General features: G+C 49.4%; 21 protein-coding genes. 11 read left to right on the top strand and 10 right to left on the bottom strand.

Going from position 1 to position 21,459, the window contains the following annotated elements; translation table 11 throughout:
- Positions 1-96 precede the first annotated feature (96 nt).
- The 4 genes from C7A19_RS08225 to nagB form a co-directional block, all read right to left on the bottom strand.
- Positions 97-1,677: a cation:proton antiporter family protein gene (locus tag C7A19_RS08225; protein WP_069361396.1), complete on the bottom strand. Its 1,581-nt coding sequence runs from the start codon at positions 1,675-1,677 to the stop codon at positions 97-99.
- 393 nt (positions 1,678-2,070) lie between these two features.
- Positions 2,071-3,285, bottom strand: a complete 1,215-nt coding sequence (locus C7A19_RS08220) for an ROK family protein (protein WP_069361397.1) — start codon at positions 3,283-3,285, stop codon at positions 2,071-2,073.
- Between the two features lie 7 nt (positions 3,286-3,292).
- Positions 3,293-4,429 (bottom strand): N-acetylglucosamine-6-phosphate deacetylase, encoded by a 1,137-nt coding sequence (gene nagA, locus C7A19_RS08215; protein WP_077599322.1) that lies wholly within the window; start codon positions 4,427-4,429, stop codon positions 3,293-3,295.
- A gap of 11 nt (positions 4,430-4,440) precedes the next feature.
- Complete coding sequence (gene nagB, locus C7A19_RS08210) at positions 4,441-5,241, bottom strand: glucosamine-6-phosphate deaminase (protein ID WP_077485551.1); 801 nt, start codon at positions 5,239-5,241, stop codon at positions 4,441-4,443.
- Positions 5,242-5,556: 315 nt separating this feature from the next.
- Between nagB and nagE the strand changes: the two genes are divergently transcribed.
- Complete coding sequence (nagE, locus tag C7A19_RS08205) at positions 5,557-7,065, top strand: N-acetylglucosamine-specific PTS transporter subunit IIBC (protein WP_116644677.1); 1,509 nt, start codon at positions 5,557-5,559, stop codon at positions 7,063-7,065.
- A gap of 213 nt (positions 7,066-7,278) precedes the next feature.
- Positions 7,279-8,946: a glutamine--tRNA ligase gene (glnS, locus tag C7A19_RS08200; RefSeq protein ID WP_077456604.1), complete on the top strand. Its 1,668-nt coding sequence runs from the start codon at positions 7,279-7,281 to the stop codon at positions 8,944-8,946.
- Between the two features lie 53 nt (positions 8,947-8,999).
- On the opposite strand, the gene fcrX is transcribed toward glnS, so the two are convergent.
- Entirely contained in the window at positions 9,000-9,446 is a 447-nt protein-coding gene (gene fcrX / locus C7A19_RS08195; RefSeq protein WP_069361401.1) for a ferric iron uptake transcriptional regulator FcrX, read from the bottom strand.
- Between the two features lie 184 nt (positions 9,447-9,630).
- Between fcrX and C7A19_RS08190 the strand changes: the two genes are divergently transcribed.
- On the top strand, positions 9,631-10,131 hold the full coding sequence (locus C7A19_RS08190) for a DUF4442 domain-containing protein (RefSeq protein WP_077456602.1): 501 nt from the start codon (positions 9,631-9,633) through the stop codon (positions 10,129-10,131).
- Positions 10,132-10,201: 70 nt separating this feature from the next.
- On the opposite strand, the gene fldA is transcribed toward C7A19_RS08190, so the two are convergent.
- The 3 genes from fldA to C7A19_RS08175 form a co-directional block, all read right to left on the bottom strand.
- Positions 10,202-10,729 carry a flavodoxin FldA gene (gene fldA / locus C7A19_RS08185; protein ID WP_046073566.1) on the bottom strand — a complete coding sequence of 176 codons (528 nt, stop codon included), beginning with the start codon at positions 10,727-10,729 and terminating at the stop codon, positions 10,202-10,204.
- 111 nt (positions 10,730-10,840) lie between these two features.
- Entirely contained in the window at positions 10,841-11,062 is a 222-nt protein-coding gene (locus C7A19_RS08180) for a DUF2788 domain-containing protein (RefSeq protein WP_021022467.1), read from the bottom strand.
- A gap of 60 nt (positions 11,063-11,122) precedes the next feature.
- Positions 11,123-11,896, bottom strand: a complete 774-nt coding sequence (locus C7A19_RS08175) for an alpha/beta fold hydrolase (RefSeq protein ID WP_116644676.1) — start codon at positions 11,894-11,896, stop codon at positions 11,123-11,125.
- A 99-nt stretch (positions 11,897-11,995) separates the two neighbouring features.
- Here C7A19_RS08175 and seqA point away from each other — a divergent pair, with 99 nt between their 5' ends.
- Positions 11,996-12,541 (top strand): replication initiation negative regulator SeqA, encoded by a 546-nt coding sequence (seqA, locus tag C7A19_RS08170; RefSeq protein WP_077456598.1) that lies wholly within the window; start codon positions 11,996-11,998, stop codon positions 12,539-12,541.
- Between the two features lie 28 nt (positions 12,542-12,569).
- Complete coding sequence (pgm, locus tag C7A19_RS08165) at positions 12,570-14,216, top strand: phosphoglucomutase (alpha-D-glucose-1,6-bisphosphate-dependent) (RefSeq protein WP_116644675.1); 1,647 nt, start codon at positions 12,570-12,572, stop codon at positions 14,214-14,216.
- Positions 14,217-14,278: 62 nt separating this feature from the next.
- Here pgm and C7A19_RS08160 read toward each other — a convergent pair whose 3' ends face one another.
- Entirely contained in the window at positions 14,279-15,082 is an 804-nt protein-coding gene (locus C7A19_RS08160) for a DUF1853 family protein (RefSeq protein ID WP_116644674.1), read from the bottom strand.
- A 147-nt stretch (positions 15,083-15,229) separates the two neighbouring features.
- On the opposite strand from C7A19_RS08160, the gene C7A19_RS08155 reads away from it, so the two are divergent.
- On the top strand, positions 15,230-15,427 hold the full coding sequence (locus tag C7A19_RS08155; protein WP_116644673.1) for a DUF2517 family protein: 198 nt from the start codon (positions 15,230-15,232) through the stop codon (positions 15,425-15,427).
- A 141-nt stretch (positions 15,428-15,568) separates the two neighbouring features.
- Positions 15,569-16,327, top strand: a complete 759-nt coding sequence (locus C7A19_RS08150) for a Nif3-like dinuclear metal center hexameric protein (RefSeq protein WP_116644672.1) — start codon at positions 15,569-15,571, stop codon at positions 16,325-16,327.
- A 112-nt stretch (positions 16,328-16,439) separates the two neighbouring features.
- Here the strand turns inward: C7A19_RS08150 and C7A19_RS08145 are convergent, their stop codons facing one another.
- Positions 16,440-17,729, bottom strand: coding sequence for a citrate synthase (locus C7A19_RS08145; protein WP_077485567.1), 1,290 nt, complete (start codon positions 17,727-17,729; stop codon positions 16,440-16,442).
- A gap of 399 nt (positions 17,730-18,128) precedes the next feature.
- Here C7A19_RS08145 and sdhC point away from each other — a divergent pair, with 399 nt between their 5' ends.
- Genes sdhC through C7A19_RS08125 form a run of 4 tightly spaced genes read left to right on the top strand, consistent with a single transcriptional unit; the run spans position 18,129 to position 21,357 of the window.
- Positions 18,129-18,521: a succinate dehydrogenase cytochrome b556 subunit gene (sdhC, locus tag C7A19_RS08140; RefSeq protein WP_116644671.1), complete on the top strand. Its 393-nt coding sequence runs from the start codon at positions 18,129-18,131 to the stop codon at positions 18,519-18,521.
- Positions 18,515-18,865 (top strand): succinate dehydrogenase, hydrophobic membrane anchor protein, encoded by a 351-nt coding sequence (gene sdhD, locus C7A19_RS08135; protein WP_077485571.1) that lies wholly within the window; start codon positions 18,515-18,517, stop codon positions 18,863-18,865. Before sdhC ends, sdhD begins: the two co-directional genes overlap by 7 nt.
- The gene (gene sdhA / locus C7A19_RS08130) at positions 18,866-20,632 is read left to right on the top strand and encodes a succinate dehydrogenase flavoprotein subunit (RefSeq protein ID WP_116644670.1); all 1,767 of its coding nucleotides are present in this window, start codon (positions 18,866-18,868) and stop codon (positions 20,630-20,632) included.
- Between the two features lie 14 nt (positions 20,633-20,646).
- Positions 20,647-21,357: a succinate dehydrogenase iron-sulfur subunit gene (locus tag C7A19_RS08125; RefSeq protein WP_046073555.1), complete on the top strand. Its 711-nt coding sequence runs from the start codon at positions 20,647-20,649 to the stop codon at positions 21,355-21,357.
- Positions 21,358-21,459: the final 102 nt, after the last annotated feature.

The following is a 21,459-nucleotide window of genomic DNA, read 5'->3' as shown; positions in this document are numbered from 1 at the left end:
GATAAATATATCGAATTAAATTTAAAAATGGTGCAGTTTTTATACAAAAACGCACAAGCAACGAGGCTTGTGCGTGAGTCGTGTCGCCATGGGGCGCTAGCTATCCGGGTGAGAGAAGCGGTCTCTTACGTGGCGCGCGAAGCCGCTGCCCGCCTCTTGGTAGATATTAAAGGCTTCATCCACGCCAAGTGCTTTAAGTTGATCAAGCTCGTCTTGGTACTTAGCAATGGCGGCAACCTTGCCATTAAATCCCGTTTGCCGAATTTGCTCGAGCGCCAGTGTATTGGCATGGCTATGAGGCATGGCGAGCAGAATGAGCGAGATATTGCCATCAGACACCGCCCGCGACCAAAAGTCGGGGTCGGTTGCATCGCCTAAAATGACACGTCGTCCTTCTTGCTGATGACGCGTCACCGAGTCTTCTCGTGTGTCAATCCCTACAATCGGTTGGTGGTGTGTGGTGGCAAGTTCGTCGTAGGCACCTGAGCCAATGCGTCCCATCCCGAGTACCAATATATTGGCATCACCGAGATTGATTTGTTGATCACTGGGGTGAAGCTTGTCGGGGGCACGTTCAGGCAGCCAACGTGACGCCCACCCATACAGCTGGTTACTAAAGGTATTGAGGGGAGCGGAAAAGGCAAAACTGAGTGATACCGCAATGGCGATGGAAACCAGGATCGGGCCGGGCATCAGTCCTGTTTTATACGCCAAGCCACCCACTATAAGTCCAAACTCGCTGAAGTTGAATAAGGTGAGCGTGGTGAATAAGGCCGTACGAACGCGATATCGAAAGCCGCTGACGATCCAGTAGTAGAGTACGCCCTTGATGGGCAGTAATAACATCAAGATCAGTGCAAAACTAAAGCTCTGCCAGGTAGGCTGCTCGGATAAGCCAATGTTGAGGAAAAAGCAAACCAGAAACAGCTCTTTCATATTAAACAGTGATTTGGCCATTTCGGATGCACGTGGGTGACTGGCAAGCAGCATACCGAGAATAAGCGCGCCCAAGTCGGGCTTTATGCCGACGGCCTCAAACAGCCCCGCACCAGCTACAAGGGCCAGGAACACGGCATAAAGAACCAAGATTTCACCGTGACCTGCCTTGTCCAAAAGCTTACCCAATAGCGGTTTTAGCAGAGGTAAACCAAAGAGGAGGAGGGCGGACAGTTCGGGGGTTTTGCCCGATGTAGTGGTGAGGAAAATCACGGCAAAGATATCTTGCATGATCAGCATACCGATGGCCAAGGTGCCATAGGTGGCATTCAGCTCCCCTTTTTCTTGCAGCGCTTTGATGGCAAAGACGGTGCTAGAAAATGAAAGCGCGAAGCCAAGCAGCAGCATCTCAGATAGACTCATGCCTGACAGCATAGGAATGCTCAGTGCTTTAAGGCCCATTAGCGCGAGGGTAAAAAAGGCGGTTGTCAGGACATTATGGGCCGTGGCCCCAAACCAGATTTCTTTGGCAAGCAAGGTTTTGACATCAAGCTTTAAGCCGATAGTAAACAGCAGCAAGGTGACACCCAGATCGGCCAACTGCGTGATCACCGGTGTCGACTGGTAGCCCATGGCATGCAGGACAAAGCCCGCGATAAGAAAGCCAACCAATGGCGGGAGATGACAGCGCATTAATGCATAGCCACTGATAAATGCGGCGGAAATAAAAACCAGTTCCATATCTTGTACTTATTCTAAAGTTGAGTGAGACAAGGCGTTGTCGCTAACGTGGCTATAATGTACACGTTTTGTGGTCAGTATGTGAATGTAAAATCAGGAAGCGTGAGAACCGACAGCATAGTGACAGTGGCGGTGAAGCGCCGATCGACGAAAGCTTCCAGCCTTTTGCTGCATGGGTGACATAAACAGATTGACTTAAAAAAGGTGACTCAAGACAGGGTGCTGACTGAGTGATTAGAGGCGTGATGCAATAGGCGGGATGGAAAAAGAGGGGAGTGCTCGACTCCCAGTGAGTATGCCGGTGTATCAGCGAGGCTTTATGCGTACGCTCATCGCAGGTAGATAAAGCCTGACTGGTGTCAGCCAGGCAATTTCGGCTTTCTGACTAACGCCTTACTCTTCTAGCAACTCTTGTAGGAGCTCACCGTTAAGCATTGCGCGTTTAACCAAGGAAAACGCGGCCATTGTCGGCTGAGCCTCTAGGTCGGCGCTAACAATCGCCAGCTTTTCGTGGAAACTTGGCAATGATTGATTCTCGACACAGCGCTCAATGGCAGGGAAGACCACACTTTTTGCTGCAGTAATCTTGCCCGCAATGACCACCAGCTGTGGGTTAAATAGATTGACGGTCATCGCGATCGCTTTACCCAGATGATTACCGACTTTCACCAATACTTGGCGCGCCAACTCATCACCTTGTTCTGCGGCTTGGCAAATCGCTTCGATAGTCAGACTTTGATCATAACTGAGGCTACTGGGATGCCCTTGTGCAAGCAGCTGTTGCGCGTGTTCAATGATCGCTTCGTTCGACGCCACGGTTTCTAAGCAGCCAAAGTTGCCACACTGACACTTTTTACCCAGTGGATCGATCTGTACATGACCAAGTTCACCCACATTCCGGTTCTGGCCAAGAAAAATTTGCCCATTGACGATGATCCCCGCGCCAGTACCATGATGCACACTGACTAGCATAGAGTCGTAATAGTCTTGGCTCGCCCCAAAGTAGTGCTCCGCTAATGCTTGTCCGCGGATATCGTTGCCAACGAAAGCCTGCACACCAAATTCTTCGCGCAAGGTATCAGCAAGCGCAAGTTGTTTAATATTGATGTTGGGCATGTATTCGACCACCCCTGAATCAGGGTCAACCAGGCCAGGCATCACTACGGATATCGCAATCAGTTCTCGGAGTGCGTGTTGGTGCGTTTCCAAAAACTGACTAACGATATGAATCAAGCCTTGAACAAGCTCGTCTTGATCATGGTACTGGAAGGTTTCGCCGTGTTCAGCCAACGAGGCACCACTTAAGTCATACAAAGACAACTCAATAAAGTGACGACCCAGTCGTACCGCAAGGGTATGAAAGGGCGCACACTCGGTGGTGAGAGAAATGGCACGACGTCCGCCTGTCGACGCTTGTTGTGCCACTTCTTTAATCAGACCTCTTTCTAACAGTTGGCGGGTAATTTTGGTCACACTTGCCGGCGCCAATCGGCTTACATCGGCAATTTGTATGCGTGAAATAGGCCCTTGTTGATCAATTAATCGATAAACGGCAGCTCCGTTAAGTTGCTTTACAAGATCGACATTCCCGATTTTTCCGCCAGTCATAGGTGTCCTAGCTTTGTAGATATTGTCCGTTTACGATCGTCGCTTGAACGTTGATTGCTCGGTCGAAAATGGCAAGATTCGCAACTTTCCCCGGACGAATGCTGCCATAGTGTTGTTCGATACCGATTGCGCGAGCGGGATAGAGCGTAGCCATCCGCAAAGCTTCATCCAAGGCGATCCCTACATGCTCAACACTGTTATAAATCGCTTGATCCATCGTCAGAGCCGAGCCGCCAAGCGTGCCATTTTCATCAACACACTTACCGTCACGGTAATATACTTTCTTACCTACAAAAATAAAGTGATCCATGTCGGCTCCTGCTGGTGCAACCGCATCCGTAACCAACACTAATTTCTCACCTTTTACTTTATGTGCGAGACGAATGTTAGGGTATGAAACGTGAAAGCCGTCAGCAATCACGCCAGTGTAAACATCCGGTGTATCGTAGATAGCACCGACGACGCCTGGCTCACGGCCTGATATAGAGGTCATCGCGTTAAACAGGTGCGTGGCAAAGGAAATGCCATGGGTAAAGCCTTGCTTAGCTTGTGCGTAAGTGGCATTGGTATGGCCAGCAGAAACCACGATACCAGCTTGCTTAAGGGCTTGAATATGTGACGCAGGTGCCAATTCAGGCGCGAGGGTGACTTTAGCAATCACATCCGCATTGTCGCACAAGTAGTTGATCATCTGATCGTTGCTTGGACGAATATAGTCAGCACTGTGTATCCCCTTTTTTTCGATATTCAAATAAGGGCCTTCAAGGTGTAACCCCAGCGCCTGATGGGGGTGCTGTTGTTGGTACGTCCGCATGGCGCTGATGGCGGCTTGCATATCGGCATCAGAGCTAGTGATCAGGGTGGGGAGAAAATTGGTGCAACCTGACTTAAGGTTAGCCTGATGCATGGTCGCGATGGTGTCAGGCGTAATGGCATCATTAAACATCACCCCGCCACAGCCATTAAGCTGAAGGTCAATGAAGCCTGGGCTGACTAATGCACCGTTGAGCGCACGCGTGGCAATATTATTGGGTAGGGCGTCTTGTCGACAGACGGCGTCAATCAGGCCTTCTCGAATCACGATGGCATGATCATCCAACACCTCATGGCCGGTAAAAATCCGGCAGTGAGTTAACGCATACATGCTTCAATTCCTTATAAATGGTGTATATTTTGGGCTTCAAGCTCTTGAAAATACTTCACAGTTTTTACTTTTAGTTCTGCTGTTGAAGGCGCATCACACACAATCATCGCTTTTGGGTGCAGTTGTAGCGCTGATACTGTCCATAAGTGGTTCACTGAGCCTTCCACCGCGGCCTCAAGTGCCTGGGCTTTATTGTGTCCTGTCACCAAGATCATGACTTCTTCTGCATCTAATAAGGTGCCGACACCAATAGTGAGCGCATGCTTAGGTACTTGATTGATATCATTATCAAAAAAGCGAGAGTTTGCCACACGGGTATCCTCGGTCAAGGTTTTGATCCGTGTTCTTGAGGCTAATGATGACGCAGGTTCATTAAACGCAATATGACCATCGTTACCCACACCACCCATAAAGAGATGGATTTTGCCGTATGCCTTGATTTTTTCTTCATAGCGTTGGCACTCGGCATCGACATCGGTCGCATTGCCATCAAGCAAGTTGATGTTTTTTTCTTGAATATCAATATGGTTAAAAAAGTTTTGGTACATAAAGGTACGATAGGCTTGTGGGTGATCAGCAGGGATCCCACAGTATTCGTCCATATTAAAGGTCACCACGTGCTTGAAGCTGACTTCACCTTGCTGGTGGAGTTTTATGAGTTGCTTATAGGTGTTGAGTGGCGTCCCACCCGTGGGTAAGCCCAGAACAAAGGGGTTATCGGCAGTCGGCGAAAACGTGTTGATGGTATCAACGATATAGCGAGCCGACCATAGGCCGACTTGTTGGCTGGTTTGTAAAGGAATGAGTCGCATGGGTCACCTCGTTCTATCAATGCGCAGTTCTTGGCCATAGCATAACGGATATGTTTATTTATTTTCATCATAAAATAAGTTTTATGATCAGGCTAACAATTTTCTCTGTATATGGGGTGGTTTGGTGATGATTCTCACAAATAATGCGGGTTTAATTTGCGAGGCGAATTTATTGACATAAACTGCAATTGACTAACATTGCTTTACAAAAGAAGTGATTTAAAAAAGTCCTTGGACAAGCGTTCAAGTTAGATGTCTAACCGCGTAGCGAGCGCTAGCGTGGTGGACACAGAAGAATATAAAGGGGGAACGACGGTGAATATTCTTGGTTATGCACAACGTATAGGTCGTGCGCTGATGGTACCGGTTGCGGTATTGCCAGCAGCTGCGATCTTGATGGGGGTTGGCTACTGGCTTGACCCAACTGGATGGGGTGGAAACAACGCCTTAGCTGCTTTCTTGATTAAATCAGGGGCAGCGATTATCGACAATATGTCAGTGTTATTTGCCATTGGTGTGGCGTATGGCATGTCAAAAGATAAAGACGGCGCCGCCGCTCTGGCAGGGTTTGTTGGCTTTATGGTTATCACTACACTCTGTGCGCCTGATGCGGTGAGTCAAATTGGCTTGGTCGATATTTCAGTCGGCAACAATGAGCTTGCTTTTAGCAAAATCAACAACCAGTTTATCGGTATCTTGATCGGCGTGGTGTCCGCTGAGCTGTATAACCGCTACAGCGGGGTTGAATTGCCAAAAGCGTTGGCGTTCTTTAGCGGCAAGCGTTTGGTGCCGATCTTAGTCTCAGTGGTGGCGATCATCATCTCATTTGTATTGATGTTTGTCTGGCCTGTTCTTTTTGGTGGCTTGGTTCACTTTGGCGAAAGCATCACCAATCTGGGTGCGGCGGGTGCCGGTGTGTATGGCTTCTTTAACCGCCTACTTATCCCTGTTGGTCTGCACCACGCGCTTAACGCCGTGTTCTGGTTCGATACCGTCGGTATTAACGACTTGGGCCGCTTCTGGATGGGAGCACAAGGCCTTGAAACAGGCGAAGCGATTAAAGGGACCACAGGCATGTACATGGCAGGCTTCTTCCCCGTCATGATGTTTGGTCTTCCAGGTGCTGCACTTGCAATTTATCATACTGCGCGTCCTGAGAATAAAGCGCGTGTTGCGTCTATCATGATTGCCGCTGGCTTTGCGTCTTTCTTTACTGGGGTGACTGAGCCGCTCGAATTCTCATTCTTGTTTGTCGCACCTTTGTTGTTTGTGTTGCATGCGCTGTTAACGGGTATTTCACTGTTCATCGCCGCCACTTTCGACTGGACGGCAGGCTTCGGCTTCTCGGCAGGGTTAGTTGACTTGGTGTTGTCATCGAAAAACCCGGTGGCTAACCAGTGGTACATGCTACCTATTTTGGGCCTTGTGTTCTTTGCGCTCTACTATGTGTCATTCCGTGCCGCGATTTCAGCCTTGAACCTGAAAACGCCAGGCCGAGAAGATGACGCAGTAGAAAGTGCACCGGCGAGCGCCAATACGGGTGAAGCGAGCGATAATCGCGAACTGGCACGTAAGTACCTTAAAGCCCTTGGTGGTCATCAAAACCTCACATCAATTGATGCTTGTATTACCCGTCTGCGTCTGTCGGTTGCCGACCGCGAGGTGGTTGATGAAGCGAAATTGAAAGCGATTGGGGCGATGGGGGTCGTCAAGCTTGGCGAGAATAACTTGCAGGTCATTCTTGGCCCCCTAGCAGAAATCATTGCCGGTGAACTGAAACAAATCCCAGAAGATGAAGATTTGTCAAAAGTCGCGCTGCCTTAAATGGGGTACAGCACCACAATAATCTGAACAACGCGCCCAGCTAACAGCTGGGCGCTTTTTTAGGTGCGCTGTCACCATTTTCGAGCAAAAAAGTAACAAATAGGCCTGCACCGCGATGACAATGACAACAACGGGTTGAGTCGCAGCGCGGAATAGGAGATCATAGTGCCTATGTAGCTTTAAAATTCGCATTTTTGATACGAGGTAACCTTGATGAGTGATGCTGAAGCTCGTCCCACCAACTTTATTCGCCAAATCATTGATAAAGACTTGGCGGAAGGGAAACACACAGCGGTCGTGACACGTTTCCCGCCTGAGCCGAATGGCTATTTGCACATCGGCCATGCCAAATCAATTTGTTTGAACTTCGGGATCGCACAAGACTATCAGGGTGAATGTAACCTGCGTTTTGATGATACCAATCCAGAAAAAGAAAACGTGGAATACGTTGAATCTATCAAGCGTGACGTCCAATGGTTGGGCTTTGACTGGGCAGGAGAGGTGCGTTACTCCTCAAACTATTTTGACAAGCTTTATGGCTACGCGGTTGAGCTGATTGAAAAAGGGTTGGCATACGTTGAAGAGCTGACGCCCGACGAGATCAGAGAGTATCGTGGCACATTGACCGAGCCGGGCAAGCACAGCCCTTATCGTGAACGCTCGGTTGAAGAGAATTTGGCACTGTTTGAAAAAATGCGAGCGGGTGAGTTTGCCGAAGGTAAGGCCTGTTTGCGTGCTAAAATCGATATGGCGTCCCCCTTTATGGTGATGCGGGATCCGGTTTTATACCGTGTTCGTTTTGCGCACCATCATCAGACTGGCGACAAGTGGTGCATTTATCCAATGTACGACTTTACTCATTGCATTTCAGATGCACTGGAAGGGATCACGCATTCTTTATGTACCCTCGAATTTCAAGATAACCGACGCCTATACGATTGGGTATTGGAAAACATCACTATCGACTGTACGCCGCACCAATATGAGTTCAGCCGCTTGAATCTCGAGTATACCGTGATGTCTAAACGTAAGCTGAACCAACTGGTGGAGGAGCAGTTAGTGAACGGTTGGGATGACCCGCGTATGCTGACTATTTCAGGCTTGCGTCGTCGGGGTTACACGCCTGCCTCCATTCGTGAGTTTTGTCAGCGTATTGGTGTGACTAAGCAAGATAACACCATTGAAATGAGTGCGCTTGAATCTTGCGTGCGTGATGACTTAAACGAAAATGCACCACGCGCCATGGCGGTGCTCGATCCCATTAAACTGGTGATTGAAAACAAAGCCGATGACGTGGAGTGGCTTGATGCACCCAACCATCCCAATCAGCCAGAGATGGGGACGCGCCAGGTGCCATTTTCGCGTGAGATCTGGATTGAGCGAGAAGACTTCCGTGAATCAGCCAACAAGAAGTACAAGCGACTGGTACTGGAGAAGGAAGTACGTTTGCGCAATGCCTATGTGGTAAAAGCGGAGCGTTGTGAAAAAGACGATGAGGGCAATATTACCACTGTATATTGCAGCTATGATCCAGACACCCTCGGTAAAGATCCTGCCGATGGGCGAAAAGTGAAAGGCGTGATCCATTGGGTTTCTGCGGCTGAGGCGTTACCCGCTGAATTCCGTTTGTATGACCGCTTATTTACGGTGCCAAATCCGGCCAGCGCAGACAACTTCGCGGAAACCATTAATCCTGAGTCGTTACAGGTACAGCATGGCTTTGTCGAGCCAAGCATGCAAAATGCGCCTGTCGAAAAGGGCTATCAGTTTGAGCGTACAGGCTATTTTTGTATAGATAATAAAGATAGCCGTAAGGATGCGCTTGTCTTCAACCGGACGGTGAGCCTACGTGATACCTGGGCGAAGATAGAAGGTAAATAATAAAAAGCCGGCGTGATTATCACGCCGGCTTTTTTAAGACACATATTACTGATTTAGTCAGCGTTGTGAATGGATGGATCGGCTTTGCAGTCACCTTCCTGACAGTGGCCATACAAATACAAACTATGATTTGTTAGTTGCACATTAAAGCGCGCGGCGATTTCTTTCTGACGCTCTTCAATCAAATCATCAGAAAATTCAATCACTTTACCGCAGTCAAGGCAGACCAGATGGTCATGATGATGCTGGGTCGCCAGTTCAAATACGGACTTGCCGCCCTCAAAGTGGTGACGCGTGACAATGCCTGCATCATCAAATTGGTTCAGTACGCGGTACACGGTCGCTAGGCCAATTTCTTCACCTAGGTCGATTAATTTCTTATACAGGTCTTCGGCACTGATGTGCTGGCAATCTGGCTGTTGCAGCACTTCTAGGATCTTGAGCCGTGGAAGGGTGACTTTGAGCCCAGCTTGCTTCAACGCCTGGTTATTGTCTGACATGTGTATCTACCTGTTTTCTGCCTGAGTTAAGACAGTTGGATTAGCAAGGAAAATATCTTATAAGCCTATCAAAATTGCACTGCTCTCGCTACTCTCGACATGCGTTCTTAGGGGGAAAATTGATCATTTGTGGTTGCATCAATGTTTACGAGATGTGAATATTATCTGGTTAGACCAGATAAGGATGTCAACTTACATGTATCGCTTCTACAAACCACGTATTGTTAAGTGGGCACTTAACAGCTGGCCACCATTTTGGGGCGCAGGGATCCATATTGATGCCATTAGCCAGGATTTTAAACGTGTCAATATGCGCTTGAAACTCCGCTGGTGGAATAAAAATGCTAACCGTACCCAGTATGGCGGTAGTATCTTCTCCTTGACTGATCCTGTCTATGCGCTGATGTTAATGGGCATTCTCGGTCCTCAGTACCATGTGTGGGACAAGCAAGCTGATATCAATTTTATTAAGCCGGGAACCACGGACTTGTACGCAGATTTTGTGATCAGCGATGCGGTGTTAACCGATATCCAACAACAAGCAGGACGGGGCGATAAGGTGTTGCCAGAGTTCGTGGTACATGTGAAAGATGCAAATGGTGACGTGGTCGCGGAAGTAAAGCGCACCCTATACGTGAGGAAGAAACGTCAGTATCGAGATGCAGCCAGCAAACAAGCTGCATGACCGACCCGTTTGCGTTGAATTAGACAAAAAACGCCAAGGTTGAGCATCCTTGGCGTTTGATAAGCAAAACTTAGTCTTCAAGCTCTGCTAAACACATTTCTTCATAAACTTGTTTTACCCACTTGCTTACACGCTCGTCGGTCAGTTCAGGTTGGCGATCTTCATCCACACACAAGCCGACAAAGTGGTTGTCATCAACCAACGCTTGCGACGCTTCAAATTCATACCCTTCAGTTGGCCAGTGACCAATGATGGTAGCGCCTTTCGCTTCAATGATGTCGCGGACGGTGCCCATGGCATCACAGAAGTATTCTGCGTAATCTTCCTGGTCGCCACAGCCGAAAATAGCCACGAGTTTTGTTGAGAAGTCAATTTGCTCTAACTCTGGGAAAAAGTCATCCCAGTCGCACTGTGCTTCACCGTAATACCATGTCGGAATACCGATCAGCAGCAAATCGAAGTTATCAATATCTTCTTTGCTGCTTTTCGCGATATCCTGCACGTGAACCATTTGTTTGCCTAACTGCTTTTGAATGGTTTTTGCAATTGCTTCCGTGTTTCCCGTGTCACTACCAAAGAAGAGACCTACACTCGCCATATAAAAAACACCCGTTTTGTCAGTGGGTTGCTGTTTGCAACTAACTCGAATTAAAGAAAAAGCGTCGCTTTTTCAAACCTATATGATTAACCAGTGACTTCAGTGCTAGGGTTAGCCGATGCCGACCCCCTCCCAAACCAACTGAATCACACCTTTTACGATAAAGCCGACACAGCCTAGTGTGAGCACAAACCAGACGATCCGTCGGCCGAATACTGGCACATTGCCCTCACGTAACACGTCTTTAATTGCCATGCCGATAAAAAAGAAAATCGCGGCGAAGACGAGATCTAGACCTATTTTCTCGAGCAATTGAAAGTGCTCGTAAAGCATGCGTGCCTCCATTGAGCACCGACTTATGCGGCGCAATATATCACAAGGGTCACTTAACTGTTAACGCTCGCTCGGCATTAAAAAACGTTCGATGACGTTGGCAACCACCGCTGGCTTTTCAGCATGTAGCCAGTGACCCGTGCCTGCCACCATATGTGCTTTTGAATGCGGAAACTGAGCGATAATGGCCTCGCGGTGGTCTGGCAGAATGTATTCAGAGTTCTGCCCTTTGACAAACAGAGTGGGGCCTGCATATTGGCCAAAATCTGTCCACCCCATGATGTCACGATAGCCGTGATAAAGATTATCAATATTGAAGCGCCAGGCGTAGTGACCGTGATCGGTTTTATAGAGTGATTTCAATAAAAATTGGCTCACACCTGGATTTTCGATCGTTTCATTCATGATGGTTTGCGCTTGCTGACGGCTTTTCAGTGTCACCCTTTGCGTCTGATGTAATGCCTTGAACACGTTGTCATGGCGGTTAACTTGATAATCGACTGGGGCAATATCCATCACCACCAGTTGTTCGACGCGCTCAGGGAAGCGCTGAGCGACGGCCATCGCCACTTTGCCACCCATTGAATGGCCGACGATAATGGCTGACTCAAGCTGTTGTGCATCCATCCACGCGATCACGGCATCGGACTGGCTTCGATAATCTGTGTCCTGTGTATGATAGGAGCGACCATGGTTAGGTAGATCAATTTGATAGACACAAAAATGCTCGGATAGTGTCTTGGCGAGCCCGCCTAAATTATCGAGATCACCAAATAAACCGTGGATCAATACAAGCGGTGAGCCCTCACCGCGAGACTTTCCGTTTAATAACACGTTGCTTTTCTCTCAGATTACTGGCTTTAACGTAGAGTATACCTATCTATCTCTGTATAATCGCCCCGTTAAACGATAAACAGGACGCGATGAAAAACAATGAAGACGATAGAGGTTGACGACGATCTATACCGGTATATTGCCAGCCAAACTCAGCATATTGGCGAAAGCGCATCAGACATCCTGCGTCGCTTATTGCTGTCGGACTCGGCACCGCAGCCCACTCAGGCTGCGCCGACGACGCCCTCTCGTTCTAGCGGTATTGTTGTCAGTAAAGATGCTGGGCGCAGTGCGTCCGTCGATCGTGTCAAAGCGATGCGAACGTTATTGATTTCAGATGAGTTTGCGGCCCAAGAACGAGCGATTGGTCGTTTCATGCTGATCCTCACCACCTTATACCGTGTTGACCAACAAGGATTCGCAGATGGTATGGCGCTAAAAGGGCGTACCCGTCTGTATTTTGCCGATAATCCACAAACTTTATTAGAAAGCGGCAAAACCACCAAACCCAAGCAGATTCCAGAAACACCTTTTTGGGTCATCACCAACACGAATACTGGCCGTAAGCGTCAGATGGTGGAGCAGCTTATGGAAAAAATGCAGTTCCCGAGTGATTTGACTGAGAAGGTTGTGAACGCGATTTAATCTATGCCACTCATGGGAGAAGAGAATTATGGCAGTGCATCCTCAAGCCGGACAGCGCGCGAACCCGCAAGATTTGTGTGATATTCCGGCGCTTGTGACGCGTTTTTTCCAGACTCAACCACGTCCAGGTCATCCGTCGCAACGTGTTGCGTTTGGGACGTCAGGCCACCGTGGAAGCGCGTTGAACACCACATTTAATCGCGACCATATTCTCGCGATTGCACAAGCAATTTGTGATGAGCGCAGCGCGCGCGGTATTTCTGGCCCTGTCTTTGTAGGAAAAGACACTCATGCGCTTTCCGAGCCCGCCTTCGGTGCCGTGGTTGAAGTATTGACGGCCAATCAGGTACAGGTTATTGCGCAAGCCGAGCAGGGCTATACGCCAACGCCGGGCATTTCTCAACAAATTCTGGCTTATAACCGTGATCATGCTGAGCAAGCGGATGGGATTGTGATCACCCCTTCACACAATCCGCCGCAAGATGGTGGCATCAAATACAACCCGCCCCATGGTGGCCCAGCAGAAGGCGAAATCACAAAATCGATTGAAGCACGCGCCAACGACTATATTGATGCTGGCTTAGAAGGCGTTCAACGATTGGCTATCGACGAAGCACGGGCAAGCGCTTACTACCAAGAGCAAGACTTAGTGACGCCTTATGTCGCAGGGCTGGAGCGTGTCGTTGATATCAAGACCATTCAGGCGGCAGGATTAAAACTTGCCGTCGACCCTTTGGGGGGAGCCGGGATCCGCTATTGGCAGCAAATTGCCGCGCATTATCAACTCGATATTACCCTGATTAATGATCATGTCGACCCAACCTTTGGCTTTATGCCTCGCGATGGTGATGGTGTGATTCGTATGGATTGCTCTTCAGCATACGCCATGGCTGGACTCCTAGCGTACAAGGACGATTATGATTTGGCATTTGGTAATGATCCAGATTTCGATCGCCATGGCATTGTGACTCCGGCTGGCTTGATGAATCCTAACCACTATTTAGCGGTGTGCATCGATTATTTATTCCGTCACCGTCCGCAGTGGTCAGCCGATTTAGGCGTGGGTAAGACCCTAGTGTCCAGTGCGATCATTGATAAGGTGGTTGGCGATCTCGCCCGTCCGCTGGTTGAAGTGCCCGTCGGCTTTAAATGGTTTGTGCCTGGTTTGAGTGAAGGAACGCTTGGCTTTGGCGGAGAAGAAAGTGCTGGCGCCTCATTCTTAACCTTTGATGGGCAGCCATGGTCAACGGATAAAGATGGTATCATTCTTTGCTTACTGGCGGCAGAAATTCTGGCGGTAACAGGACTTACACCGCAGGCGTACTATCAAAAACTCGCCGGCAAGCATGGCGATCCAGCCTATAACCGATTACAAGCGGTTGCCAATGCAGCGCAAAAGCAGGTGCTCAGTCAGCTCAATCCCGCTATGGTGACGGCAGAGACCTTAGCCGGTGATCCCATTACCGCCAAACTGACGCATGCGCCGGGCAATGGCGCTGCTATTGGCGGTTTGAAAGTGGTCACAGAATTTGGCTGGTTCGCAGCGCGCCCCTCCGGGACAGAAGATATTTACAAAATCTACTGTGAAAGTTTTAAAGGCGATGAGCATTTGCGTTTGATTGAACAAGAAGCGCAACAAATTGTTGATCGTGTGTTCAATGAGCAAGGTGTTTAGCGAGCCGCTTCTGTGTTTCGCGGCGAGCAAAACGACGCGCACTGGCAAAGTGCGCGTTTTTTTTAGCGAGAGGGCGGTGGCGGCATATTGGCGGGCCAGTCATTTGGCACCACGAACCAAGGGGTGAGTGAGTCGTCTAATAAGTGACAGGTTCGAGAGAGTCCCTTAAGTGAAGCGCGCTCTAGCTTGGGTAGATCCGCAAAGTCGGGCAGTGATAGCCATTGATCGCGGGCTAGTACGGCAAATTCCCTATCTGTTGGTAATGCTTCTGGCCAACACCACCATCCCCCAATGCTGTCATGATTGACGGGGGGCCACTCTGGCAGGAGCCGCTCGCTGTGATAATGGCGGTACAACCTTCCTTGCACCATCAAACGCTTCTCACTCGGTTGCCAGTGTGGATATTGCTGACAAAAGCTTGGGTGGCTGGATAGCGCCAATTGGTGGTCAAGCATTCGTGCCACTTTGATATCCAATGCATCCTTGGCATTGGGGCCTAACCAACGGTTGTCATAGGCGAGGTAGAATTTTACCGCCACCTCCCAGTGCTCTAGTCGCCCCTGATATCTGACTAAAAAGTCGATGGCACCTCGCGTCTTGCCACCTTCATTAATTTGTATTTCCTCAGCTTCTAACCCCAAATACGGGTGACAACCAATGAGCTGATTGAGCAGCCACTGATAATAAAAGCCGATACGCTTTGGCCCCTTATAGGGAGAGGGAGATGGCAGTAATTTGTGTTGCCAAAGATGATGAGGCACAACCGGGAAGTGCTTGTCGCTGAGTAGTGAGAGCTGATTTTGTAACCAGCTAAAATCGGCGTTAATTTGGGCTCGGTTACTAAATAAGGGATAGGTGTCACTCATGATGTAATTTTATTACCTTGTTAAAAGACTGTTAAAGCTGAATCTGGTAATTTTTGGGTGAAAAATCACCATTTATGTAGTAAAAAAACAAAACGGGTGGTACACTACGTCCATACTTGCAAACTGGTCAGATGAGTGAGGTAGATTATGTATACACCGTTCGATAAAACCCGTGTTGTGTTACGCCGCTGTGCGGTTGTGATCGCGGGCATCACTTGCCTGCCAACACTGATTGCGCCGCCAATGGCATCGCGTTTATATAGCCATTTACACCAAGTCTGGCTTAAAGACAGTACCAAGCCTGTTTGGTTGGCTGAATCGGAAAAAGCCGGCGGGTTTTTCTAGTCCGTCACTGATGAGTGGCCATATACCCGCGGAACAAATTCGTGATATTCAGTCAGCGGTGAGACACGGTCTCACCGCTTTTTTTATGTTTGCTTGTCAGGTTACACTGTTGCCATTGTCTCGCAAGTGAATGTGAATGCTATGAATAATTTTGAACTGGAAGCATTGCTCAACGCCGAACTAAAACCGGATAGCATTAAAGACTACAGCCCGAATGGTCTACAAGTGCAAGGGCGTGATGAGATAAAAACAATCGTCACCGGGGTGACGGCCTGCCAAGATTTGATTGACGCAGCGATTGAGCAGAACGCGGATGCCATCTTGGTGCACCATGGTTACTTCTGGCGCGGCGAACCACAGCAAATTCGCGGCATGAAGTACCAACGGATCAAGAAGTTGATTGAATACGGTATCAATCTTTACGGTTATCACTTGCCGTTGGATATTCACCCGACGCTGGGTAACAACGCGCAACTTGCCAAGCGTTTAGGCATTGAGCTGCTTGGGGGACTGGAGCCTGACAATCCTGTCTCGATTCCTGTTTATGGAAAGCTTTCAACCCCTATGACGTTGGCACAGTTTGAGCAACAAGTGGCCACGGTGCTTAACCGGGCGCCCCTTGTGATTGACGGTGGCCAACAAACGCGGATTGAAACCGTCGGTCTGTGTACCGGTGGCGCGCAAGATTTTATCGACTTGGCCGCTTCACAAGGGATGGATGCGTATCTGTCGGGTGAGATTTCTGAGCGCACGACCTTTTCGGCGCGCGAGCAGGGTGTGCATTACATCGCGGCAGGGCATCATGCAACGGAACGGTATGGTGTGAAAGCGCTAGGGGAGTGGCTGGCAGACCAGCATGGTTTGAATGTGCACTTTATTGATATCGACAATCCAGCATGACGCCTCGGCATTGAGGCTAAGTGCGATGAAAGGTAGACGCAGCCATGTGATAAACTGCCGATGATAAACAAAAAGCCGCCTGTTGGCGGCTTTGTTATATGAAATTCGCGCTTTAGCTGCGCTTATCCATTGGGGTAAATTCGCGTTGCGTATACCCAGTGTAAAGTTGACGCGGGCGTCCGATTCGCTTGTGCGGGTCGGTATGCATCTCATTCCAGTGGGCAATCCAGCCTATGGTACGAGACATCGCGAAGATCACTGTAAACATCGATGTAGGGATCCCGATTGCTTTCAGGATAATGCCTGAATAGAAATCAACGTTCGGGTAGAGTTTCTTATCGATAAAGTAATCATCTGACAATGCGATACGTTCCAGCTCCATCGCTACATCTAGTAGTGGATCCTGAATTTGCAACTCGTTAAGCACCTCATGGCAGGCTTCACGCATCACAGTTGCGCGTGGGTCATAGTTCTTGTAAACGCGATGACCAAAGCCCATCAGACGGAACGGATCGTCTTTGTCTTTCGCGCGAGCAATATACTCAGGAATGTTATCCACATGCCCAATTTGCTCAAACATACGCAAGCACGCTTCATTCGCACCGCCGTGGGCGGGTCCCCATAACGAGGCGATCCCAGCCGCAATACAAGCAAATGGGTTAGCCCCTGAAGAGCCTGCCAGACGTACCGTTGACGTTGATGCGTTTTGTTCGTGATCGGCATGCAGGGTAAAGATCTTATCCATTGCGCGCGCGACCACTGGGTTCACTTCATATTCCTCGCATGGGGTGGCGAACATCATATGAAGGAAGTTTTCCGCGTAATCGAGATCATTACGTGGGTAGATAAATGGCTGTCCGATTGAGTATTTGTAACACATTGCAGCCAGTGTCGGCATTTTCGACAACAGACGGAACGCCGTGATCTCACGGTGTTGGTCGTTATTGATGTCGAGAGAGTCGTGATAGAACGCGGCCAGAGCACCTACAACCCCGACCATAACGGCCATTGGGTGAGCGTCACGGCGAAAGCCGTGGAAGAAGCTCGCAATTTGCTCATGCACCATGGTGTGGCGCACGATCATTGAGCGAAACTCATCATATTGCTTCGTTGTAGGGACTTCACCGTAGAGCAGGATATAACAGACTTCTAAATAATCAGCGTTATTGGCAAGTTGATCTATCGGGTAACCGCGGTGCAGCAATACGCCAGCGGCGCCATCGATGTAAGTGATCTGCGAGTCGCATGACCCCGTTGCGACAAAACCAGGATCAAAGGTGAAATAGCCTTCGTTTACCAGCTTGCGCACATCAATGACTTCTGGACCGACGGTGCCCTCGATAATCGGCAGTTCGATTGGTGCTTTCCCTTCAATGTGTAGGGTAGCTTTCTTCTCTGCCATAACAATCTCCTTTGTTATTTTATAATCCCATCCAGGATACGGACTCGACTGTTGTACCGATCGGCCCCAATGATGTCAATTTTTAACCTATCGATGTGTGCGTCAGTTAATAACTTATTTGCAATGCGCGTTAAATATCTGTTGTGAGATTCCGGTCAATTTTGTACGTTTGTAATTGTCTGTTACGCCACGTATACTTTTTCGAGGTCTCTGGGCAGATCAGTATCCTAGAGCGTTTAGGGACTCAAACACCTTTCCTAACTGACGTGATCCATTCGCCAAGAATTGCAGTTATAAGCAATAAGGTACATGAAGCGCGTTACGCAGATGTTGCAGGTCTTACGCTTTGAGTACTGAGGTTCAGAGAGTGTAATAACTATAAATGCTCAATGGAGCTGAGTGGGCAATATCGTGAAAGAAAGAAAGTCAAGACCCGTAAACCTCGACCTCCAGACGATTCGTTTTCCGATAACAGCGATTGCGTCTATATTGCATCGAGTGGCAGGTGTCATCACCTTTGTCTCGATCGCCGTCCTCCTATGGCTGCTTAGCCTGTCTCTCTCTTCTCCTGATGGATTTCAATCCGCTGCTGCCATTGTCGATAGCTTTTTCGTCAAATTGATCCTCTGGGGCATTTTGACGGCGCTGGCTTATCACATTGTCGGTGGGATCCGTCATTTGATCCAAGACATGGGTTATTTTGAAGAACTGGAGTCTGGCGTGCAAAGTGCGCAGGTTGCATTTGTTATCACTGGCGTGTTGTCTGTGTTGGCGGGGGTTTTAGTATGGTAACGAAAAACATCTCATCGGTCGGGCGCAATGGCGTGCACGACTATGTGCTGATTCGCGCCACTGCGATTCTCATCACACTTTACACACTTTATATGGTCGGTTTTGCCGTTTTTGGCCCTGAGATTACGTATACCTCATGGACAGCGTTTTTCGGCCAGACCAGTACCAAAGTCTTTACCATGTTAGCCCTGGTCTCCGTGCTGATTCACGGCTGGATCGGAATGTGGCAAGTATTGACTGACTATATTAAGCCAGCCTTGCTGCGTGGCATGTTGCAACTTGGCGTTGTGGCCGTGCTACTGATCTACGTTTTTGCCGGTTTCTTTGTATTGTGGGGTGTGTAAGTGAGTATTCCAGTTCGCGAATTTGACGCAATTGTCATTGGCGCAGGCGGCGCAGGTATGCGCGCCGCACTGCAAATATCAGAGCAGGGCCTAACCTGTGCGCTGTTATCTAAAGTGTTTCCAACCCGCTCTCACACCGTGTCGGCGCAGGGTGGTATTACGGTAGCACTGGGTAACTCCCACCAAGATAACTGGCAGTGGCACATGTACGACACGGTAAAAGGCTCAGACTACATTGGTGACCAAGACGCCATTGAGTACATGTGTAAGACGGGCCCGCAATCAGTGATTGAGCTAGAGAAGATGGGGTTACCCTTTTCTCGGTTTGAGAATGGGTCCATTTATCAGCGTCCGTTTGGTGGCCAGTCTAAAGAGTTTGGTGGCGAGCAAGCTGCACGCACCGCGGCGGCAGCTGACCGAACCGGGCACGCACTGCTGCACACCCTGTATCAGCAAAACATTAAAAATAAGACCACCATCTTCTCTGAATGGTATGCGCTTGATTTGGTGAAAAACCAAGATGGTGTGATTGTTGGTGCGACCGCCATGTGTATGGAAACGGGCGAGATTTGCTACTTTAAGTCCAAGGCAACGGTGCTGGCGACAGGGGGAGCAGGTCGTATCTATCAGTCAACCACCAATGCGCACATCAATACCGGTGATGGCGTGGGTATGGCGCTGCGCGCGGGCGTGCCCATGCAAGACATGGAAATGTGGCAATTTCACCCAACCGGCATTGCAGGCGCGGGTGTATTGGTGACAGAAGGTTGCCGCGGTGAAGGCGGTTACTTGCTCAATAAAGATGGTGAGCGTTTTATGGAACGTTATGCGCCTAATGTTAAAGACCTCGCAGGTCGTGACGTTGTGGCGCGCTCGATGATGATCGAAATTCGAGAAGGGCGTGGTTGTGATGGGCCATGGGGACCGCACCTGAAGCTCAAGCTGGATCACTTGGGTAAAGACGTGCTTGAGTCTCGTCTTCCCGGTATTCTCGACTTGTCTCGCACCTTTGCGCATGTTGATCCTATCAAAGAGCCGATTCCGGTAATCCCAACCTGTCACTACATGATGGGAGGCATTCCAACGCAGGTGTCTGGTCAAGCGATCAAGCAAGACCCACTTGGCAATGACATTGAAGTACAAGGTTTGTTCGCCTGTGGTGAGATTGCGAGTGTGTCTGTGCATGGTGCGAACCGCTTGGGCGGCAACTCACTGCTGGACTTGGTTGTCTTTGGCCGCGCGACAGGCCTTCATCTCGGGGAGACACTCGCCGCACAAGTAGAAGCGCGCGATGCGAGTGAGTCAGACATCGAGGCGTCCCTGGCGCGTGTTAATCGTTGGAATAGCACTCAACAGGGTGAAGATCCGGTTGAGATCCGCAAAGACTTGCAAGCTTGTATGCAAGAAAACTTCTCCGTGTTCCGAGAAGGCGAGGCCATGGAAAAAGGGCTGAAAGAGCTGAAGGAAATTCGTGAGCGACTCAAGTCGGCGCGTCTTGATGACACGTCAACCGAGTTCAACACCCAGCGCGTCGAATGTTTGGAGCTGGAGAATTTGATGGAAACCGCGTACTCAACAGCGGTGTCAGCCCATTATCGTACTGAAAGCCGTGGCGCACATGCGCGTTTCGACTATCAAGATCGCGATGATGAGAACTGGCTATGCCACTCCATCTATAACCCAGAAACCGAAGCTATGTCGAAGCGCGACGTCAATATGGCGCCAGTGCACCGCGAGGCTTTCCCACCGAAAGTCCGCAGTTACTAAGGGGGTCGAGAACGATGAATGTTAAGTTTTCTATCTATCGCTACAACCCAGATGTAGATAATGCGCCATACATGAAAGACTACACGCTGGATGTGCCTGAAGGGTCTGACATGATGCTGCTGGATGCGCTCATCCAGCTGAAAGAGCAAGATCCTACGTTGGCTTTCCGCCGCTCGTGCCGAGAAGGTGTCTGTGGCTCTGACGGCGTCAATATGAACGGTAAAAATGGCCTTGCGTGTATCACGCCGCTGTCGTCACTGATGGACAAGTCGGAAATTGTGATTCGCCCGCTACCTGGTCTACCGGTCGTGCGAGATCTCATCATTGATATGGGACAGTTCTATGAAAACTACGAGCGTGTCAAACCCTATCTGATGAATGATGAAACGCCACCGTCGCGAGAGAACCTGCAAGCGCCGGAAGATCGCGCTGAATTAGACGGTTTGTATGAGTGCATCATGTGTGCATGCTGTAGTACCGCATGCCCTTCATTTTGGTGGAACCCTGACAAGTTTGTCGGGCCAGCGGGCTTGCTTGCTGCGTACCGCTGGTTGGCGGATAGCCGTGATACAGCAACCGAAGAGCGGTTATCTGATCTAGACGACGCTTTTAGTGTCTTCCGTTGCCACGGGATCATGAACTGTGTCAGTGTATGTCCGAAGGGGCTGAACCCAACGAAGGCAATTGGGCATATCAAGTCTATGCTGATTCAGCGCGGCGTTTAAAACGCACAACCAATAACGTAGATAAAAAATGCCCCGTCCTTGGACGGGGCTTAATAACAGGTAACCCGGCCTCAGACCGGTGTTTGGATAAATAACTAGTGG

This window comes from Salinivibrio sp. HTSP, from assembly GCF_003390965.1.
GTDB classification, from domain to species: Bacteria; Pseudomonadota; Gammaproteobacteria; order Enterobacterales; family Vibrionaceae; genus Salinivibrio; species Salinivibrio kushneri.
This window is presented reverse-complemented; position numbering and strand designations above follow the sequence as displayed.

What these genes read in the sequence shown, in the direction of transcription:
- C7A19_RS08160 (WP_116644674.1), bottom strand. Translation starts at nt 15,082, where the DNA reads ATGAGTGACACCTATCCCTTATTTAGTAACCGAGCCCAAATTAACGCC.
- nagA (WP_077599322.1), bottom strand. Translation starts at nt 4,429, where the DNA reads ATGTATGCGTTAACTCACTGCCGGATTTTTACCGGCCATGAGGTGTTG.
- C7A19_RS08155 (WP_116644673.1), top strand. Translation starts at nt 15,230, where the DNA reads ATGTATACACCGTTCGATAAAACCCGTGTTGTGTTACGCCGCTGTGCG.
- fcrX (WP_069361401.1), bottom strand. Translation starts at nt 9,446, where the DNA reads ATGTCAGACAATAACCAGGCGTTGAAGCAAGCTGGGCTCAAAGTCACC.
- C7A19_RS08220 (WP_069361397.1), bottom strand. Translation starts at nt 3,285, where the DNA reads ATGACTGGCGGAAAAATCGGGAATGTCGATCTTGTAAAGCAACTTAAC.
- nagB (WP_077485551.1), bottom strand. Translation starts at nt 5,241, where the DNA reads ATGCGACTCATTCCTTTACAAACCAGCCAACAAGTCGGCCTATGGTCG.
- fldA (WP_046073566.1), bottom strand. Translation starts at nt 10,729, where the DNA reads ATGGCGAGTGTAGGTCTCTTCTTTGGTAGTGACACGGGAAACACGGAA.
- C7A19_RS08225 (WP_069361396.1), bottom strand. Translation starts at nt 1,677, where the DNA reads ATGGAACTGGTTTTTATTTCCGCCGCATTTATCAGTGGCTATGCATTA.
- C7A19_RS08190 (WP_077456602.1), top strand. Translation starts at nt 9,631, where the DNA reads ATGTCAACTTACATGTATCGCTTCTACAAACCACGTATTGTTAAGTGG.
- C7A19_RS08180 (WP_021022467.1), bottom strand. Translation starts at nt 11,062, where the DNA reads ATGCTTTACGAGCACTTTCAATTGCTCGAGAAAATAGGTCTAGATCTC.
- seqA (WP_077456598.1), top strand. Translation starts at nt 11,996, where the DNA reads ATGAAGACGATAGAGGTTGACGACGATCTATACCGGTATATTGCCAGC.
- C7A19_RS08125 (WP_046073555.1), top strand. Translation starts at nt 20,647, where the DNA reads ATGAATGTTAAGTTTTCTATCTATCGCTACAACCCAGATGTAGATAAT.
- C7A19_RS08145 (WP_077485567.1), bottom strand. Translation starts at nt 17,729, where the DNA reads ATGGCAGAGAAGAAAGCTACCCTACACATTGAAGGGAAAGCACCAATC.
- sdhD (WP_077485571.1), top strand. Translation starts at nt 18,515, where the DNA reads ATGGTAACGAAAAACATCTCATCGGTCGGGCGCAATGGCGTGCACGAC.
- pgm (WP_116644675.1), top strand. Translation starts at nt 12,570, where the DNA reads ATGGCAGTGCATCCTCAAGCCGGACAGCGCGCGAACCCGCAAGATTTG.
- C7A19_RS08150 (WP_116644672.1), top strand. Translation starts at nt 15,569, where the DNA reads ATGAATAATTTTGAACTGGAAGCATTGCTCAACGCCGAACTAAAACCG.
- glnS (WP_077456604.1), top strand. Translation starts at nt 7,279, where the DNA reads ATGAGTGATGCTGAAGCTCGTCCCACCAACTTTATTCGCCAAATCATT.